Origin of the sequence: Pseudovibrio sp. JE062 (assembly GCF_000156235.1) — a bacterium.
GTDB lineage: Bacteria > Pseudomonadota > Alphaproteobacteria > Rhizobiales > Stappiaceae > Pseudovibrio.
Genome location: NZ_DS996807.1, coordinates 377,997 through 395,696, shown reverse-complemented (window position 1 = coordinate 395,696; position 17,700 = coordinate 377,997). Strand labels below are relative to the sequence as shown.

The 17,700-nt window shown below is 53.6% G+C and carries 17 protein-coding genes; 4 read left to right on the top strand and 13 right to left on the bottom strand.

The features are described from left to right. Window positions 1-9 precede the first annotated feature (9 nt). Genes cobM through PJE062_RS09400 form a run of 7 tightly spaced genes read right to left on the bottom strand, consistent with a single transcriptional unit; the run spans window position 10 to window position 6,627 of the window. Window positions 10-789, bottom strand: coding sequence for a precorrin-4 C(11)-methyltransferase (cobM, locus tag PJE062_RS09430; RefSeq protein ID WP_008548413.1), 780 nt, complete (start codon window positions 787-789; stop codon window positions 10-12). Next, a complete protein-coding gene (gene cobJ / locus PJE062_RS09425) occupies window positions 786-2,639 on the bottom strand; it encodes a precorrin-3B C(17)-methyltransferase (RefSeq protein WP_008548801.1) in 1,854 nt (617 codons plus the stop codon). The genes cobM and cobJ overlap by 4 nt, the downstream gene beginning before the upstream one ends. Then, complete coding sequence (gene cobI, locus PJE062_RS09420) at window positions 2,612-3,334, bottom strand: precorrin-2 C(20)-methyltransferase (protein WP_208982230.1); 723 nt, start codon at window positions 3,332-3,334, stop codon at window positions 2,612-2,614. Before cobI ends, cobJ begins: the two co-directional genes overlap by 28 nt. Continuing rightward, on the bottom strand, window positions 3,331-4,557 hold the full coding sequence (locus PJE062_RS09415) for a bifunctional cobalt-precorrin-7 (C(5))-methyltransferase/cobalt-precorrin-6B (C(15))-methyltransferase (RefSeq protein WP_008548654.1): 1,227 nt from the start codon (window positions 4,555-4,557) through the stop codon (window positions 3,331-3,333). The genes cobI and PJE062_RS09415 overlap by 4 nt, the downstream gene beginning before the upstream one ends. Further along, window positions 4,554-5,240 (bottom strand): precorrin-8X methylmutase, encoded by a 687-nt coding sequence (locus tag PJE062_RS09410; RefSeq protein WP_008548262.1) that lies wholly within the window; start codon window positions 5,238-5,240, stop codon window positions 4,554-4,556. Before PJE062_RS09410 ends, PJE062_RS09415 begins: the two co-directional genes overlap by 4 nt. Before the next feature lie 2 nt (window positions 5,241-5,242). Further along, window positions 5,243-6,364: a sirohydrochlorin chelatase gene (locus PJE062_RS09405; protein WP_008548636.1), complete on the bottom strand. Its 1,122-nt coding sequence runs from the start codon at window positions 6,362-6,364 to the stop codon at window positions 5,243-5,245. After that, window positions 6,364-6,627, bottom strand: coding sequence for a DUF6732 family protein (locus tag PJE062_RS09400; protein ID WP_008548751.1), 264 nt, complete (start codon window positions 6,625-6,627; stop codon window positions 6,364-6,366). The genes PJE062_RS09405 and PJE062_RS09400 overlap by 1 nt, the downstream gene beginning before the upstream one ends. A 434-nt stretch (window positions 6,628-7,061) precedes the next feature. Between PJE062_RS09400 and PJE062_RS09395 the strand changes: the two genes are divergently transcribed. Both PJE062_RS09395 and guaD read left to right on the top strand, forming a co-directional pair. Beyond that, entirely contained in the window at window positions 7,062-7,595 is a 534-nt protein-coding gene (locus tag PJE062_RS09395) for a glycine cleavage system protein R (protein WP_008548327.1), read from the top strand. A 119-nt stretch (window positions 7,596-7,714) separates the two neighbouring features. After that, window positions 7,715-9,040, top strand: a complete 1,326-nt coding sequence (gene guaD / locus PJE062_RS09390) for a guanine deaminase (RefSeq protein WP_008548330.1) — start codon at window positions 7,715-7,717, stop codon at window positions 9,038-9,040. Between the two features lie 25 nt (window positions 9,041-9,065). On the opposite strand, the gene PJE062_RS09385 is transcribed toward guaD, so the two are convergent. From PJE062_RS09385 to PJE062_RS09360, 6 genes are all read right to left on the bottom strand, one after another. Further along, window positions 9,066-10,451: an MFS transporter gene (locus PJE062_RS09385; protein ID WP_208982229.1), complete on the bottom strand. Its 1,386-nt coding sequence runs from the start codon at window positions 10,449-10,451 to the stop codon at window positions 9,066-9,068. 218 nt (window positions 10,452-10,669) lie between these two features. Then, window positions 10,670-12,418 carry a gamma-glutamyltransferase gene (gene ggt, locus PJE062_RS09380; protein WP_008548309.1) on the bottom strand — a complete coding sequence of 583 codons (1,749 nt, stop codon included), beginning with the start codon at window positions 12,416-12,418 and terminating at the stop codon, window positions 10,670-10,672. Between the two features lie 35 nt (window positions 12,419-12,453). After that, window positions 12,454-13,173, bottom strand: coding sequence for an aspartate/glutamate racemase family protein (locus tag PJE062_RS09375; RefSeq protein WP_037036434.1), 720 nt, complete (start codon window positions 13,171-13,173; stop codon window positions 12,454-12,456). Between the two features lie 100 nt (window positions 13,174-13,273). After that, entirely contained in the window at window positions 13,274-13,612 is a 339-nt protein-coding gene (locus PJE062_RS09370; protein ID WP_008548363.1) for a hypothetical protein, read from the bottom strand. A 147-nt stretch (window positions 13,613-13,759) separates the two neighbouring features. After that, window positions 13,760-14,323 carry a UbiX family flavin prenyltransferase gene (locus PJE062_RS09365; protein ID WP_008548492.1) on the bottom strand — a complete coding sequence of 188 codons (564 nt, stop codon included), beginning with the start codon at window positions 14,321-14,323 and terminating at the stop codon, window positions 13,760-13,762. Between the two features lie 5 nt (window positions 14,324-14,328). Continuing rightward, window positions 14,329-15,897, bottom strand: a complete 1,569-nt coding sequence (locus PJE062_RS09360; RefSeq protein ID WP_008548366.1) for a UbiD family decarboxylase — start codon at window positions 15,895-15,897, stop codon at window positions 14,329-14,331. A 169-nt stretch (window positions 15,898-16,066) separates the two neighbouring features. On the opposite strand from PJE062_RS09360, the gene PJE062_RS09355 reads away from it, so the two are divergent. Together PJE062_RS09355 and PJE062_RS09350 are read left to right on the top strand one after the other, a co-directional pair. Next, window positions 16,067-16,603: an SCP2 domain-containing protein gene (locus tag PJE062_RS09355; protein ID WP_008548529.1), complete on the top strand. Its 537-nt coding sequence runs from the start codon at window positions 16,067-16,069 to the stop codon at window positions 16,601-16,603. Window positions 16,604-16,674: 71 nt separating this feature from the next. After that, entirely contained in the window at window positions 16,675-17,694 is a 1,020-nt protein-coding gene (locus PJE062_RS09350; RefSeq protein ID WP_008548238.1) for a peptidase U32 family protein, read from the top strand. Window positions 17,695-17,700: the final 6 nt, after the last annotated feature.

Genomic DNA, 17,700 nt, shown 5'->3' with positions numbered 1-17,700 from the left:
TTGAGCTGATCAGGCTGTCGCTTTTGCCTTCTTTTTTGGCCTCAGAACATGCACGTGGTTGGCGTCATAGAGCGCGCTATCACGAAATTCCTTGCCCGCTTTCAAGGCTGGACCAACAAAGATAAGCGCAGTTCTGGTGATCTTTGCGGCTTTTGCCTTCTCACGGATATCGGCCAGGGTTCCATGAATGAATGCTTCATCAGGCCAGCCCACGCGATAAGCGATGATTACCGGGCAATCCTCACCGTAAAGCGGGGAGAGCTTGCGGTAGATCTCGCCCAAGTTTCTGACAGATAAGTGAATTGCCAGAGTGGCCCCTGAACGCCCCAAGGTTTCCAGATCCTCACCCTCAGGCATGCCAGAGGATTGCATTGAAGTTCGGGTGATGATGATGCTCTGCGCGATTTCCGGAATCGTCAGTTCCGTTTTCAACGCAGCCGCAGCTGCTGCGAAGGCAGGAACACCGGGCGTCACATCATACTCAATGCCCAGTTCATCCAAGCGGCGCATTTGCTCTGCAGTTGCGCCGTAGATGGACGGATCGCCGGAGTGGACACGAGCGACATCCAGCCCTTTTTCGTGAGCCTTCGCGATCTCGTCGATGATCTCATCCAAGGTCATGGAAGCTGTATCCATGACGAGCGCATCATCAGGCGCAGCTTCGACAATTGCAGGTGGCACCAGTGAACCGGCGTAGAGACAGACTTTGCAGGTTTCGATAAGCCTCAGCGCCCGCACAGTGATCAGCTCAGGATCACCCGGCCCTGCCCCAATAAAATGAACCGTCACGCTACAGTCTCCGTTTCTTTTGTCGGTGCGTCGATCTTCTTGGCATAGCCACGCGGTGTGTAGACGAAGTGCAGAGACTGACCGTCCCCGCCCAATCGGGTCTGGCTGCATCCCACAATTACGGTGGTCAGCATGTCCACATCATCGACCTTAAGATCCTTCAAGGTGGTCGTGGAGATGGCCTCATCCTCACGCCCGATGTTGGAGCCAAGAATGACAGGTGTGTTTTCTGGGCGATGTTCGAGCAGCTTTTCTCGTGCCCATGCCAGCTGCGTGCGGCGGCGTTTGGAGACTGGATTGTAGAACCCAATCACGAAGTCACCGATGGCGGCTCCTTCCAGACGCTGCTGGATTGTCTCCCATGGTGTCAGAAGATCTGACAGGGAGATGGCGCAGAAGTCATGGCCGAGCGGCGCTCCAATGCGGTTACTGAGGGCAATCATGGCTGAAATACCCGGAGCAGACGCAACTTCAACGCGGCGAGCCGCATCGCTGACACCACCGTTTTCCTGCGGGCGGTCCAGCAGTTCGAAGACCAGAGCACCCATGGCATAGACGCCAGAATCTCCAGAGCACACCAGTGCTACGTTATGGCCCTGCCCTGCTCTTTCGAGCGCGAAGCGGACGCGTTCTTCTTCAGCGCCCAGAGGGAAAGCATGGCGTTGCTTGCCTCTGATGAGTGAGGAAACCAGATCCAGATAGAGGCCGTAACCAACCACTTCATCCGCTTCGGCCAACCAACTGGACGCTTCCGGCGTGCGCCACGCTTCCTGCCCCGGACCGATGCCGATCACGTGTAGGCGGCCTCGAGCGCGGCCAATCTTTTCGTGATTGATTGGAGCGGATGCTTTGGCAATGGCGACTGTGGCGTTGGCGGTTTTCTGCTTTTCCAACACGAGCACGCCGAATGACTCGACACCGGCCAGGGCAGAGCCTTCACTGACGCCATAGCAACCGACTTCAGCAAAAACCACATCCGATGGATTTTGCAGGCGCTCCTTATGTTCGTTGAGTTCCTCAGCTGTGAACAGGCGGAAAGGCTTGTTGTAGCGGGCGGCGAGTTTGTTCATTGCCACTTCATCGGCCTTCAGGTCGATGCTGGCAAAGGCAGCAACGGCGCCGATTGAGATGTTTGCTTGTTCCAATCCCTTCTGGAGAAGATCATCAAGCTCTTCCAGCGAACACCCTCGAGAGCAGCCAAGACCAACCACATGTGTTTGCGGGTGGAACACCAGCTTTCCGTGATGTCCATCCTGAGGTTCTTCTGTCGCAACAATCTCCAGATCCGCATCCTCAGCGACAGGAAGGGTTGCAGCTTCCAGCCAATCTGCTTGCCCTGAGAGTTTCACGGTATCACCTGCCAGCATGTGAGCCATCACGGATTTGGCGTCTGTTGGATTGGCGAGTGTCCAGCCCTCTGGGGGATCATCCAGCGCGATGCCAAAGACATTATCGCCTGCCGTGGTGATGGCAGCGTGACCTTTTAAGATCTCCGCAATCTCATGGGCGAGGGCATTTGCTCCGCGGTGGCCACCCAGCAGGGGCACAACGCTTGAGCCGTCTTCAGATACCGCAATTACCGGCGGTTCATTGCGCTTTTCTGCCAAGACTGGCGCTAGGGCGCGAATGAGAATACCGGCAGCACAGATGCCGATGATTGGTGTGCCTGACTGGAACAAGGACCGCAGATGGTCCATCGGCTCCGAGAAGGAGAGATGATAATCGACGTTGGGCTTTGAGCCACGTCGTGCAAAGCCGTGAATGAGGCTTTCATCCAGAACAGTGGAGAGCTTCTGAGCCGTTTTTAAAGCGACCGGGCTGATCACAACGATTGCGGGTGCAACGTCCATGCCTCTTCTCCCTTATAGACAATTATCATTGAAAAATACGGTGCGGTTTCGTTTGGATAGTCCGCCAAGCGGGACACCACCATTTCCGGCAGGGTCGCACGTTCGACGTATCCGGCAGCACCAAGTAATCCCAGTTTTTCGAGCAGAGCTTTCACGCGGGGCAGATGGCGCCCAACCTTCATGATGACGAAGGCATCTGACTGCATAATCCGCTGTTCCAGTTGCTCATCTTCCAACGGGCCCGGAATGATCGTGAGCACCTCATTGCGAGCTGCGAGTGGTCTTCCCAAAGCAGCAGCGCAGGCATTTACGGATGAAACGCCCGGCACGATTTCGCAGTCGAAGTCTCCCCTCAAGCGCTCGTAGAGGTACATGAAGGAGCCATAGAGGAATGGATCGCCTTCGCACAGGACGACGACATCCTCACCAGCTTGCAGCTTGACCGAGATTGTCTCTGCCGCCTGATCGTAGATTTCCTTTGCAGGGAACCGGTCGACCTTCATTGGCATTTCAATCGGGATCTCAGAGGTTCCCTCTTGGATGTACTGCGCGGCTATCTGGCGGGCGAAGCTTGGCACTCCAACGGCTGCGGGATAGGCGAGTGTTTTTGCGGAGCAAATGAGCCGGTGAGCTTTCAATGTCAAAAGCTCAGGATCTCCTGGTCCAAGACCAACGCCATAAAGCGTACCAGTCATGACTTCACCAAGCTCCATTGTGTCACCGGCATCAAAGGATGCCAGCCCGTGAGACCGCCGATGGGATCCGCTCTGGAGATTGCAATCCGGCACAGTTCTCCGCCGAACTTCTTCCAGCCCTCGGCCAACACCTGCTCTCCTTCCAGAGTTACAGCGTTGGCAACCAAGCGACCTCCTGATGGCAGTGCGTCAAAGCATGTTTTGAGTATACCTGTTGACGTGAGGCCACCTCCAACAAAAATCGCATTTGGCTGCGGCAAATTATCAAGTGCCTCAGGGGCTTTGCCCTCAATGAGTTGCAGCTGAGGCGTGCCCAGAGCAGCAGCGTTGCCACGAATGAACACACGCCGCTTTTCCAGCGGTTCAATGGCAACGGCCTTTGTATCTTTTGCAGCGCGGAGCCACTCAATGCCGATGGAACCGCTGCCTGCGCCGATGTCCCACAGGAGCTGGCCCGGAATAGGGGCAAGTTTGGCAAGCGTGACTGCGCGCACTTCCTGCTTGGTCATCTTGCCATCGTGCCGGAATGCAGAATCCGGCAGGCCTGGCGTGCGTGACAAAACAGGCGTGTTGGGGATTGGCTTGACTTCAATTGCGACGGTGTTCAGCTCTGCGGCTTCGCCATTAAACTCTTCAGCTTCGCAGGAGCTTACTTTCTCCTGAGGGCCGCCAAGATGCTCAAGAACAGTTAGTGAGCTCGCCCCGTAACCTTCATCTGCGAGCAGATCAGCAATCTCTCCCGGAGCTGCGCCGTTTGATGTGAGCGCGATGATCCGTGCTCCCGGGTAGAGGAAACCGCGCAGGGTATCCAAAGGCCGTCCATGCAGGCTGAGTGTTTCTACATTTTGCAGAGACCACCCCAAGCGGCTTGCGGCCAACGAGAAGGCTGAGAGATGCGGAATGACCTCAATTTCCTCAGCGCTGAACTGGCGATGAAGCGTTGCGCCGATACCGAACCATTGCGGATCTCCGGTCGCGAGGACAACCGTGTTCTGACCGCGGTGCAATGCAAGCTCTTCAATGCCTTTTGTCAGGGGAGATGGCCATGCCTTCATCTCACAGGAGATATCCTGCGAGGCTCCATTCAGAAGCTCCAGGTGTCTGGCTCCGCCATAAATCAGAGAAGCCGATTGCAGGGCTGATTGGGCTGCTGGGGACAGGCCATCAAAACCATCCTCCCCAATACCAATGATTGTGAGCCAAGGTGCAGTTTGACTGCTCATTTTGATGCCTCCGGGCTCTTTTCTTCGGGCAGGCCTGCGGCCATCGCATTGACTGCAGCTGCTGCAATTGCGGAGCCACCTCTGCGCCCCGAAAGGGTCAGAAACGGTATGCCGAGCGTGCTTTCTGCTAGCGCTTGTTTCGACTCTGCAGCACCAACAAAGCCAACCGGGAAGCCGAGAATAGCTGCCGGTTTTGGGGCGCCTCTGGCGATCATCTCCAGCAGATGAAACAGAGCCGTCGGCGCATTGCCGATGGCAATCACAGCGCCATCCAAATGCGGTTTCCAGAGTTCAACGGCAGCAGCTGATCTTGTTGTGCCAAGCTGTTTTGTCAGTTCAGGAACCACTGCCTCGTTCAAAGTGCAGACAACCTGATTGTTTGCCGGCAGATATTTACGGATCACACCGTGAGCAACCATCTCCACATCTGTCAGAACAGAAGCGCCATTTCGCAAAGCTTCATTGGCCTTAGCGACAACGTCTTCAGAATAAGCCAGATCCTGCGGGATGTCGGTCATCCCACAGGAGTGGATCAGGCGAACAGCGATAGGTCTCAGGTTTTCTGGCAGGCTTTCAAGTTCGGCCTCCCCCCGTACGATAGAAAAGGACTGCCGATAGATTTCGGCAGGATCCTTAATGTAATCGTAGGGTGCCAGAACCTCATCATTCATGTTCTGGCCCATACTCAGGCATCATCCTTCAGCATGGATTTTGGCCCGAGAGGGTGATCTGCATGCGGATACGGATGATGATGGTGATCATGCCCGTGGTCATCACCATGATGGTGGTGGTGGTGGTGATGATGTCCATACCCGTGGCTATGGTCGTGAGAATGGCTGTGCGCATGATCATGGGAGTGCGCACCTTTGCTGTCGCATTCACCTGTGCACGTCACATCGCATAGCTTGCACTCAGCCTCATCACCCAAGCCTTCCACGTGGTGGTGGTGGCTTTCCTGCGGCAAGCCGATCTCTGCTTCAAATCCGAGCACCTGCTCTCTGTATTTACAGAGCTGGCAGTTCATGTTGTTGGAGCCTTCAAGGATCTCTGTGACACGCTCCTGCATTGTGTCGATGACCTTCGGGTGGTCGTTGAGATAGCCAGCTTTGATGAACTCGATATCTGGATGGCGCGCGGCAACATCATCGGTGAAGTTGTAGATGCGCTGAACCAAGACGCCGGTGAACAGGAAGTATGGGAACACGATGATCCGCTTGTAGCCAAGCTTGACAGCATGCTCCAAACCGGGCTCAACCAGCGGGAAAGTTACACCGGAGTAGCAGGTTTCCGCCCAACCAAAGCCGAAGCCTTCCCAAAGCATGCGGGTGATCTTGGCAACGTTGGAGTTTGCGTCCGGATCTGATGCGCCGCGGCCAACAACCATCAACAAGGTTTCTTCCGGTTTTACATCAGGACCTGCTGCATCAATGGCTTCCTGAATGCGCGCACCAGCGGCCTGTACCATGCGGGTATCGACGGCAAGCTCGCGGCCATACTCAATAGACACTTCAGGATGCTTGGCCTGATAGGTGTTCAGCACGGAAGGAATATCATTCTTCGCGTGCCCTGCAGCAAACAGCATGCCCGGAACAGCCAGAATGCGCGTGCAGCCCTGCTCTCGCAGATTGTCGAGACCTGAATGGATCACTGGGTTCGCAAATTCCAGATAGCCATAGTCCACTGGCAACTCAGGAAATCTTTCACGAATACCTTCTGCAAGGCGTGCAAATTCGGCGACTGCACCTTTGTTTCGACTGCCATGTCCGCAGATCATGACGCCGAGTTTTTCTTCTGTTTTTTTCGTCATTATGCTGGCTCTGCTTCTGCGCTTTCTGGAGTGAGACCGCCATCGGTCTCGGCGGCATCTGGCGTGGTTTCTTCAGCAGATGCGGATCGCTTTTTGGCTTTGGCTGCTAATCCAGCGATGATTGCTGCGCCGGTGACAGCAGCGATACCAATCCAGTGGCTGTGGCCTGCAAGCTCACCCAAATGGCCAGCATGTGCAAAGGCAGCAGACGAGGAAAGACCCATTACTCCGGCAAGGAGCACAGGCTTCAAATAATAAGACATGTTCTATCTCCAACATGCAGCAGTGCCTTCCATTGCCAAAGGCAACAGGGGGTTCCGCTGTCATTTAAGGAGACGTCGCAAAGACAATAGATGGACCGACGAAATAGAACATCGGCCGCGCACCAACGGTCCGCAGCTTCACACATTACTTCGTCAGACAGCTTCGATTCTGGTCCCCGATGTGGGTCGACCGCCCCCGAAATCCATTTCAGTCCGTCACGGGACGCCGTCCATAGTTTTACGTGGAGCACGCTAGTTGCCCCCCCTGGAGATAGCAAGCTGATAATTTGCGCAATTGGTCGATACCAGAGGTTTTCTTAGGTGCAAAATTACGGGGAACTTGATCGAAGTGTTTGACTTACACCTGCATCTGGCATTGCTATTATAGACAGGCCCCAGCCTATTAAGAGGGTCGCTTTTGTGGAGAATGCGTTATGAAAAAAGAGCTTGTCCTCACCGTCGTTGCTGATGACCGCCCAGGTCTGGTTGGTGAAATCTCCAAGGTGGTTGCTGATCACAAGGCAAACTGGATCGATAGTTCCCTTTCACGTTTGGGAGGTCAGTTTGCAGGGATTGTTCGTGTGCATGTTGACAAAGCACAGGCAGCGGATCTCTCAGCAGCTTTGATCAAGCTTGAAACGCTGGGTCTGACCATCGGCATTCACGAGCACAATACGGGTGATGCTCCAGCTGGTGCTCATGCGCTTCTTCATATTCTGGGGCAAGATCAACCCGGTATGATCAGCCGCGTTTCCAGCGTACTGGCGGATTTGCATGTGAGCATTGAAACTCTGGAATCATTGGTGGAACCGGGTTCCATGAGTGGTGATCTGATGTTCCGCGCAAATGCCCGCATTATCATTCCACCTCACCTGTCTCCGACGGAAGTGTCTGAGGCGCTTGAAGGAATTGCGGCTGACCTGATGATTGACGTTGAACTCAATGAAGCAGCAGTAGAAGAGGACTGATCTCTTACTCGCATCACGTTGTTCTCAGATCTCTCCCGGGTAACTACGTATTTCCCCTCGCTCCATGCCGGAATTTACGTTAGTTATGGCTGTTTGGTTCAATTCCCGGGGAAGATCTGATGCAAGAGACTGTACGGACGATTACAGCGCTTCGCGGCCATGTGTTTCAATTTAGCGGCGATCCGTTTTGCGATAATCCGGCAGAGGCTCTGACTGACTGGTCTGATGGACTTGTCGTAACTGAAAACGGCAAGATCACCGCTGTGGGCGATGCAGCAGAGCTGCTGAAGACATTGCCGGATGATGCGGTGGTTCATGACCACAGCGGCCAGTTCATTCTGCCGGGTTTCGTGGATTGCCACGTCCACTATCCGCAGACTGAGGTGATCGCCTCTTATGGCGCACAGCTGATTGAGTGGCTGAACACCTATACTTTCCCCGCTGAATCCAAGTTTGGCGATATCGATTATGCGCGGCGTGCTGCTGATGTTTATTTGCAGCAGAGCTTTGCCAATGGCATCACCAGCGCTTCAGTTTACTGCACCATTCACCCTGAATCTGTTGATGCTCTGTTTGAGCAGGCTGCGCGTTACAACATGCGTATTGCTGCCGGTAAGGTGATGATGGACCGCAATGCGCCAGAAAACCTGCGTGATACGGCTCAGACTGGCTACGATCAATCCAAGGCATTGCTGGAGAAGTGGCATGGAAAGGGCCGTGCGCTTTACTCCATCACGCCACGATTTGCGCCTACCTCCACGCCAGAGCAAATGGAAGCGACCGGTGCACTCTGGAAAGAACACCCTGAGGTGCTTTTGCAAACCCATACCTCTGAAAACCGTCAGGAGCTGGAATGGGTTGGTGAGCTTTATCCTGAGCATCCTGACTATGTTGGTGTTTATGAGCACTTTGGATTGCTTGGCAAAGGCTGCATTCTTGGGCACGGCATTTACCTGAATGACCGTGAGAAATCGCTCATTCACGAAACAGGAACATCAATCGCTCACTGCCCAACCTCGAACACCTTCATTGGTTCCGGCTTGTTTGATGTGCGCGGCTCGCATTTTACACATGAGCCGATCAGCGTTGGCCTGGCAACGGATGTGGGTGGTGGCTCCAGCTTTTCCATGCTGACCACCATGCGGACAGCTTATGAAGTGGCTCAGTTGCAGGGATACTCACTGCATCCGGTACAAGCGTATTATCTGGCAACGGTTGGCTCGGCGAAGGCGCTCTATCAGGAAAACAGGATCGGTAACATCAAAGTGGGTATGGAAGCTGATTTTGCGATTATTGATCCGCTTTCAACCCCGCTTATCAGGCATCGGATGGCATACGCCAACAACGTGATTGAGCAGCTGTTTATCCAGATGATCCTTGGTGATGATCGCGCCATTGCAGCCACTTATATTGATGGCAAGCGCGTGTACTCTCAAGCAGCTTAAGCATTGAGTGGGACTGGTTGAATGATCAGTCCCGACTGCTCGTATCGGCAGTTTCAAGGCCCTTCCCGAAGTGGAAATAGCACAGCAAGTAGCAAAGCAACGTTACAGCTGCTGCGGTGCCAAAGACAAACTCGTAGCTTTGCGTGAACAGGAAAATTGAGCTAGAGATGGACATGCCGATTGTTCCGCCCAGCATCTGAGAGGTGATCATCACCCCACTCGCTTGGCCTTTTTTTGTCAGCTCCACAGAGTCTACCGATGACTTCATGGAAGGCAGGAACAACAGTGGCATGGCTGCCCCCCATGCAAGAAGCGCTGGCAACAGCAGCCAGTAGTCGTCCTGTGCGATGAAGGCGGTAAGCCAGAGTGTGGCGCTGGAGAGCACGAAGAGCCCACACATTGCAGGGGTACGAACTCCAAACCTATCAACGCATACGCCGCTTAAGCCTGCGGTTGCCGCATTCATCACGACTGCGGACATCAACGCAAGGCCGGCGAAGAATGGGGCAAAGCCGAGTTTATCCTGAAAATACAATGCTCCAAAAATGAACATCACGATTTTGGAGTATTGCGCCTGAAAGACAACAAAGGCTGCCACAGCGAAGGACGGTTTTCTGAAGAAACGCACCTGTATGAGTGGTGCTTTTCTGCGGAGTTCATTCCAGACGAAGATCGTCAGAGCAGTCACTCCGATAATGAAAGACAGCAGGATATCTCTTGAGGACCAGCCCCATTCGGGCGCTTGCATGATGGCCAGAACGAAGAAGAACAGCCCGACAAGCAGCGTGATGAAGCCCAGCCAGTCGAAGGAATAGTTTGAGATATCCCGATCTGGTCCATGAGCGACCCGGCCTTTCAGTGGAGCAAGGGCAATCACCAAACAGACAATCAGGACAAAGGGCGGGTTGATCCAGAAGATCCAACGCCATGAGAAGTAACTCGTGAAGTACCCACTCACCAGCGGCCCTGAGGACAGGAAAATCGTGGCGATGGAACCAAAGATACCCAGCGCAAATCCTCGTCGTTCAGGTGGGAAAATACGAGAGATTGCAACGATCGGAAGAGGAAACATGATCGCGGCGCCAATGCCCTGCACCACTCGTGCCCCAACCAGAAAACTTCCGTTTGGCGCAAAGCCGCAGGCCAGTGAGGCCAGACCGAAGATGATCATGCCCGACAGGATCAGATAGTTGATGTTCACCAGATCTGCGAGCTTACCGCCCAGCGCAACCAGTGCCGCAAACATCAGCAAATAGGAGTTTACCACCCAGTGCGCCTGAGTGAGCGTCATGCCGAACTCTTCGGAGATGGTTGGCAGCGCTAAACTGACGACCGTCTCGTCCAACAGTGTTAAGCCGAGGATGAAGCTCATGGCAGCCAAGAGCACCCATCGGTGTGTCACCGAAGGCATACAGTCATCATGAGAGTGATTTTGAGTTAGCTCCGTCATTGGCCACCGGCACCTCTGGGGGCCGATGCCATTGGGCGCAGCCACTTGCGAGAGCTTCTAGCTACCACGACGGTGAGAAACCGCTTAAGAGCGCACTTTGGTATACGCTTAGCAGAGCCCTAAGGCTCGGGCGACAATTGCACAGATCACCCGAGCCTCAAGAATGTCAGTTCCGGGATTTATTCACCTAGAGCAAGGCCTTCGCGGCGTGGGTCCACCCCACCTTGCAGGCCATCAGCTGTAATCACAATTCCGTGCAGACCGGAGTTGAGATCACGGACGTTGGTTTTGTAACCCATCGCATCCAGAGCTGGTTGCAGCTTTTCGGCTGCGGTGCCTTTTTCAAGGTCATAGGTGCCAAAGCGGTTGACCAGATGCGGCATGGAGATCGCTTCCTGAATGTTCATGCCCCAGTCCAGATTTGCGACCAGTGTTGTTGCCACATAGCCAATGATGCGGCTGCCGCCTGGAGAACCAACAACAACAAATGGCTTATCATCCTTCATGACGATTGTTGGTGCCATGGAAGAACGTGGACGTTTGCCCGGTTCAACACGGTTTGCAATCGGCACGCCATCACGGTGAGTGCGGAATGAGAAGTCTGTCAGCTCGTTGTTGAGCAGGAAACCGTTGGTCATCAGGCGAGAGCCAAAGCCGTTCTCAATGGTGGTGGTCATAGAAACAGCATTGCCGTTCGCATCCACAATGGAGAAGTGACTGGTGGATGGCAGCTCGATGCTTTCATCATCAGCCAGCAGCATGGCGTGATCCCAGGTTGGGTTGCCCGGTACGACCTGTTCTTTAGACAGCGCTTTATCGCCGCTCAGAAGCTCAGCACGCTCTTTCAGATAAGCTGGTGCTACAAGGCCTTTGGTTGGCATTGGCACGTAATCGCTATCCGCCATGTAACGACCACGGTCCGCAAATGCGAGACGTGATGCATCGCCAATCAGACGCCATGCATTCGGGTCGCCAGAGTTCATGGAAGGTAGGTCGTAGCTGTTGAGCTGACCGAGGATCTGGCCAACAGTCAAAGCACCAGATGATGGTGGCCCCATGCCGCAGACTTCATAAGCCCGATACTCTGCACAAACCGCAGCGCGCTCTTTGATCTTGTAGTTTGCGAGATCTTCAAGGGCGAGCTTTCCTGGATTGCCTTTGGCAGACTGAACAGTCTCCACAATCGCTTTTGCAATAGCGCCCGAGTAGAAGCCATCAGCACCATCTTTGGAGATTGCTGTCAGTGTGGCTGCATACTCAGGGTTCTTGAGAAGATGCCCAACCTGAAGAGGTTTTCCGTCTGGCAGGAAGTAGTTTTTTGTTGTCTCGAAGCGAGAGAGACGCTCCTGATCCTTGGTGATCAAAGCGTTCAGGCGTGGAGAGACCTCAAAGCCGTCCGTTGCCAGCTTGATCGCAGGTGCGACTAAGTCCGCCCACGGCAATGACCCCAGCTTTGCGTGGGTATCATAGAGCAGCTTGACGGTACCCGGCGTTCCGACTGACAGACCACCGACAACAGCATCATAGAACTTGAGCGGTTCGCCGTTTTCGTTCTGGAACAGCTCTGGCGTTGCAGAGGCTGGAGCGGTTTCGCGACCATCATATGTGGTCAGCTTGCCTGTTTCAGCATCGTAGTAGACGAGAAAAGCGCCGCCACCGATACCTGAGGACTGAGGTTCAACCAATCCCAACATCAGCTGCACGGCAACCATTGCATCGATGGCGTTGCCACCTGCTTTCAGGACATCAAAACCAGCCTGAGATGCATGCGGGTTTGCGGCGACTACCATAAATTTTTGCGCAGTCACCATTTGCTTGTCGGAGATGCCGCTTGCCATTTCCGGCGCGACGCTGTCTGCTGCCTCCTGCGCCTGAGCAGGTAGAGCTAGCCCTGCTGCCAATAAGGCAGAGACCCATAGTTTTTTCATTATTTTCCCTCCTGAAGCGGGCAAATTCCCGCTGATTAGATTAGATCTTCAAATTCACTTTCTTTTTTCAATGCAAAATCCAAAATTCCGCGAACATGTTCTGTGGTGCTATCAATGACCGGAGCGGAAATATCCTCCTGTCCCACCAACAGCCCAAGTTCCGTACAGCCCAGAATGACGCTGTCTGCGCCCTGATCCTGAGCCTTCCTTACAATCTGCAAAAGAGTGCGGCGAGAATCCTCGTTAATCTGCCCCCGACACAACTCATTATATGCAATGTCATGGACGACGGCTTGCCCTCCATTGTCAGGGACGACAACCGACATTCCATGGAGTTCTTCTAATCGCTTTACATAAAAATCATGTTCCATCAAATAACGTGTTGCAAGCAAAAGTGGTTTTCTGCGTTTTACCTTTTGAATGGCAGTCGCAGTTGTTTCAGCAATATGAATGAATGGGATCGTCAAACCATCCTGGATGTAGGAGGCGACTTTGTGCATTGTGTTCGCACAGATCACAATGCAATCAGCACCGGCACTTTCTAACTTATGTGCCGCCTGTTTTAGCAAGCTGCCCGCTTCTTCCCACTCACCGCGAGCAAGAAGCAATTCGATCTGAGAAAAATCGAAGGACCACAATAACAGCTCAGCAGAGTGAAGCCCGCCGAGCCGCATACGTGTTTGCTGATTTATCAGCCTATAATAAGTAGCAGTGCTCTCCCAGCTCATTCCTCCCAATAAGCCAATCGTTTTCATTTATTCCTCGACATAAAATACTCGTCGCAGGAACTATGTTGGCAAATTGTGCCGACTTAGAGAAGGTCGTTTTTTGTGCAGTCGAGCTGGGAGACCTTATTTAAGGCACTCTGCAGGTGATGTCCTCACCATCTTTTGCTTCACAGCATGCCCACTCGGTGTACTCACCTGTACATGCTTCGCCACCTACAGAACGACGATTGCAGAGTTTGTTCGTCTGGAAGGTATAGCGATCATCGGTATCGATATCAGTGAATCTATGGATGGGTCCGTTTGGAGCTTCCGGTCCGATAGTGACCTGAACTTCGCAAAGCTCGGTATCAGTTGTATCCAGAGTGATGGAGGTTGCGTTCGCTTTTTGACCCAGCGCTAACACTAGGAAAAGAGCCGAAAACACAAAGAGGCCAAACCAGAGGGGGCGCTTGAAACACAGGGACATTATCTTCACCTTTAGTATTTTTCTATTAAAATTGAATAGAAATTACCTATTCAATTCTGAAGTGAAGGTAGCTGCCAGCTGTAAACTTAAGCCGCAAAGTGGGCGGTGAATTTTCATAAGATTACAATAAAGTAACCCAGGATAAGTCTATTGCCACTTAGTCATGTTCACACCCGGGTCAATTCCTAGTGTATTAATCCCACGGGCCGCAATTTCTTTGAGCATATCCTCTTTGTTTTGCATATCTGCATAAAATGGAGGCACTGGTGGTGTGATAATTCCACCCATCCGAGTCACCTTAAGCATCGCTTCCAGATGACCTTCATGCAACGGTGTCTCACGAGGAACGAGAACCAGCTTGCGGCGTTCTTTCAGAACTACATCTGCTGCACGGGTCAGCAAGTTGTCAGAGAATGAGTAGGCCACACCTGACAAGGTGCGCATGGAACAGGGCGTGATGATCATGCCATCGGTGTGGAATGACCCACTGGCGATTGAGGCAGTCATCTCATCGGGTGCGTATGTGACAGAAGCCAGCGCGCGCAACTGGTCAACACCATCATCGCCAAGCTCATGTTGGACAGAGGCAACCGCACCTTTGGAATGAACAAGGTGTGTTTCAACATCCAATACCTGCAGGATTTCCAGTGTCTTCAGAGCAAGTTGAGCTCCAGATGCTCCGGAAACTCCAACAATGATGCGCTTGGCCATGCAGATTACTCACTTCCCTCAGAAGAACCTGATTTCTCTGCTGGAGAGATAGCATCGTTTGGCTGATCTTTGTTCTGTTTTTTCGGCAGACCACCGGGGAACAGTTCATCCCAGCGGTCTTCAACCTTCTTGGTCAGCTCTTCTGGCATGCGCATGACTTCAGGCCAGTCGGTGCGTGTTTCAGAACCGATCTTGGTTGTCGCGTCGATACCAAGCTTCCCGCCCAGCCCTTCCATACCGGATGCGAAGTCCAGCGTATCAACCGGAGTCCGGTCCAGAACGACAAGGTCACGAGATGGATCCATGCGCGTGGCGACTGCCCACATCACATCGCTCCAGCTTCTGCAATCAATGTCTTCATCAACTGTAATGATCAGCTTTGTCATGGTGAACTGAGGCAGCAGAGACCACATGCCCATCATGACGCGACGCGCCTGACCCGGGTAGCTCTTCTTGATTTTGAGAACTGCAATTCGATAGGAGCAGGCTTCTGGCGGCAACCACAGATCGACGACCTCCGGGATCTGTTGCTTGAGGAGTGGCAAGAAGACATCATTCATGGTTTCAGAAAGAACAGCTGGTTCGTCGGGCGCTCTGCCGGTGAAGGTGCTCATGTAAACTGGGTCCTTGCGGGCACGGATACCCGACACTTTGAATACTGGGAACTGATCAGGGTCGTTGTAATAGCCGGTGTGGTCGCCAAACGGGCCTTCTTCGGCTGTTTCGATCGGTTCAGCGAAGCCTTCCAGAACGATCTCCGAGGATGCTGGCACGTGCAGGTCTACGTGCTTGCATGGGATCAGCTCCGGTCTGCCGCCAGATAACACTCCAGAGATCATCAACTCGCTGACGTCTGACGGTGTTGGGATCACGGCAGACAGGATTGTGGCTGGATCAGCGCCTATGACAACAGCGACAGGCATACGCTCACCGCGTGCCTGCCAGAGGCGGTGATGTGCTGCTCCGCCACGCATGGCAAGCCAACGTAGGATGGCTTTGTCCTTGCCAATAACCTGAGCACGGTAAATGCCGAGATTGTATTGGGAGGGATCATCTTTTCCCGGAGGGCGGGTGATGACGATGCCCCACGTGATCAATGGTCCAGCATCATTTGGCCAGCACATCTGGACCGGCAGCTGCTCCAGATCCACCGGCATATCAATCAGCGGAGAGGATCTTAGGCGTTTCGGTCTGGCGGCCCATGCTGCTTTTGCGACGGGTAAGGCGTCGATGAAGCCTTTCAGGCCCTTTGGTGGTTGCGGTGAGCGCAGGTAGGCCAGCAGCTCGCCCAAGGCAGGCAGTTCATCGGGCGCACAGCCAAGGCCAAGAGCGACGCGTTCGCGGGTGCCGAACACATTCGTAAGCAGCGGCATGCTGCTCTGAGTTCCTGAACATGTGAGTGCATTGTCGAACTGAAGAACCGGACCGCCCTGCTCAATCACCTGACGATGGATTTCGGTGGCTTCGAACTGAGCCGAGACCGGAGCCTTTACTTTTACAAGCTCCTGCTGTGCTTCTAACACATTGAGAAAGCTGGAGAGTGTCTCGAACTTCTTTTCTGTACGCCAATACATTCCATTACCAGATCAAAGGGTCGCTACCAGATTACCGCGGCCAACTTAGGATCTGTCCACCGGGTTAACACAGATTTGAAGGCAGTAGCCTTTCAGTTCCTTGACCTCCATCAATGATGAGTGCCGCTAGGATTAATAGGAGAGGATACTGATCAGTGGAGATTAAAGTATGTTCTTTAAACCGGACCGAGGCCTGTTTCCTCCTGCCCTGCAAAAAGCTCTCGGCATCTTGCCGGTTCCTCCGCTTGGCTTTGCTCTGACCAAGGCAGTGCGCCGGCTTGCCCGCACCCGTCCAGATCTCTTTGAGCGTCTGGATATCTACAAACGCTCGCATTTCATTATTGATCCGATTGATATCCCGCACGTGTTCCGCCTAATTCCAAACGGAGAGCACGCAACTGTTGAGATGTTCAAGCGGAAAGATGCTCCTGAAGGTGCTGCACGCATCTCCGGACCGCTCATCGTTCTGCTAGGGCTGGTTGATGGCACCTATGATGGTGATGCTGTGTTTTTCACCCGCGATCTGGTGATTGAGGGCGATACGGATGCCGTACTTGCCCTTCGCAACACCATGGAAGAAGCCGATCTCTCGCCTGCTGAGTTCCTGGGTTTCAATGGTCGTCCGCGTGAGGTCGTGGATGGGGCAACCAACAAGACATTAGATCATCTGCGCCGACTACTCGACGCACCAACTGCCACTTCCTGATTGCCGCTGCAGGGTGGGAGCGCCCTGCGCGAACCAAGTGGTTCACTCTGTTATTTTCTGGAAGGTGTTTTATGCTTGGACAGCGCAACGATAATAATCCGTCGCTGGAGCTTGTTTGCCCAGCCGGTACACCAGCTGCTCTTAAAGCCGCCGCAGAAGCGGGCGCACACAGCATTTACTGCGGTCTGCGCAACGAAACCAACGCACGTAACTTCCCCGGTCTGAACTTCTCTGAAAAAGAGCTGAATGCCGGTGTCCGTCTTGCTCACAAACATGGCTCGCATGTTCTTGTGGCTGTGAACACGTTTGCCCGTGCAGGCGATACGCATATCTGGAAGCGCGCCGTAGATGCTGTTGCTGCTTCTGGCGCTGATGCGATCATCGCGGCAGACATTGCCGTGCTTGACTACGCTAAAGAAAAGCACCCGGACCTGCGTTTGCACCTCTCCGTTCAGGCGGCTGCTGCAACGCCTGAGTCCATCAGCTTTTATCAGGATACCTTTGGTGTTCAGCGTGTGGTTCTTCCGCGCGTAATGTCCGTTGAGGAAATCGTCAAACTCAACAAGGAGATCACGGTTGAAACCGAGGTCTTCGTTTTTGGTGGCCTCTGTGTGATGACGGAAGGGCGCTGTGCGCTTTCTTCTTACGCAACCGGTAAGTCTCCAAACCTGACCGGCGTGTGCTCTCCTCCTGGCGATGTTTCCTACGATGAAGATGGAAGCAATCTCTATGCGCGTCTGGGTGGTTTCACCATTGATGGCTTTGGTGAAGGCGAAACAGCTGGCTACCCAACACTTTGTAAGGGGCGCTTCAAGGCAGAGGGCGAGACCTCTTACTTGTTTGAAGATCCTGTCAGCCTGAACGCGGCGAGCTTGTTGCCACGCCTTCAGAAAGCCGGCGTGACTGCTTGTAAGATTGAAGGTCGTCAACGCGGTAAAGCCTACATCTCTCAAGTGGTGAAGGCCTTCCGTGCGGCAGTCGACGCCATGGATGCAGGCGGCAACGCAGAAGAAGAAGTATCCGCCATGTTGAGCGCGATGACTGAAGGTGGGCGCGAAACCACCGGCGCTTATAAGAAGATCTGGAGATAAGGACAG

Excerpts from the sequence above, each read along its gene's own strand:
- PJE062_RS09415 (WP_008548654.1), bottom strand. The coding sequence starts at position 4,557 with ATGAGCAGTCAAACTGCACCTTGGCTCACAATCATTGGTATTGGGGAG.
- PJE062_RS09395 (WP_008548327.1), top strand. The coding sequence starts at position 7,062 with ATGAAAAAAGAGCTTGTCCTCACCGTCGTTGCTGATGACCGCCCAGGT.
- PJE062_RS09405 (WP_008548636.1), bottom strand. The coding sequence starts at position 6,364 with ATGACGAAAAAAACAGAAGAAAAACTCGGCGTCATGATCTGCGGACAT.
- ggt (WP_008548309.1), bottom strand. The coding sequence starts at position 12,418 with ATGAAAAAACTATGGGTCTCTGCCTTATTGGCAGCAGGGCTAGCTCTA.
- PJE062_RS09370 (WP_008548363.1), bottom strand. The coding sequence starts at position 13,612 with ATGTCCCTGTGTTTCAAGCGCCCCCTCTGGTTTGGCCTCTTTGTGTTT.
- PJE062_RS09365 (WP_008548492.1), bottom strand. The coding sequence starts at position 14,323 with ATGGCCAAGCGCATCATTGTTGGAGTTTCCGGAGCATCTGGAGCTCAA.
- guaD (WP_008548330.1), top strand. The coding sequence starts at position 7,715 with ATGCAAGAGACTGTACGGACGATTACAGCGCTTCGCGGCCATGTGTTT.
- PJE062_RS09355 (WP_008548529.1), top strand. The coding sequence starts at position 16,067 with ATGTTCTTTAAACCGGACCGAGGCCTGTTTCCTCCTGCCCTGCAAAAA.
- PJE062_RS09350 (WP_008548238.1), top strand. The coding sequence starts at position 16,675 with ATGCTTGGACAGCGCAACGATAATAATCCGTCGCTGGAGCTTGTTTGC.
- PJE062_RS09385 (WP_208982229.1), bottom strand. The coding sequence starts at position 10,451 with ATGCCTTCGGTGACACACCGATGGGTGCTCTTGGCTGCCATGAGCTTC.
- PJE062_RS09400 (WP_008548751.1), bottom strand. The coding sequence starts at position 6,627 with ATGTCTTATTATTTGAAGCCTGTGCTCCTTGCCGGAGTAATGGGTCTT.
- PJE062_RS09375 (WP_037036434.1), bottom strand. The coding sequence starts at position 13,173 with ATGAAAACGATTGGCTTATTGGGAGGAATGAGCTGGGAGAGCACTGCT.
- PJE062_RS09410 (WP_008548262.1), bottom strand. The coding sequence starts at position 5,240 with ATGGGCCAGAACATGAATGATGAGGTTCTGGCACCCTACGATTACATT.
- cobJ (WP_008548801.1), bottom strand. The coding sequence starts at position 2,639 with ATGGACGTTGCACCCGCAATCGTTGTGATCAGCCCGGTCGCTTTAAAA.
- PJE062_RS09360 (WP_008548366.1), bottom strand. The coding sequence starts at position 15,897 with ATGTATTGGCGTACAGAAAAGAAGTTCGAGACACTCTCCAGCTTTCTC.
- cobI (WP_208982230.1), bottom strand. The coding sequence starts at position 3,334 with ATGACTGGTACGCTTTATGGCGTTGGTCTTGGACCAGGAGATCCTGAG.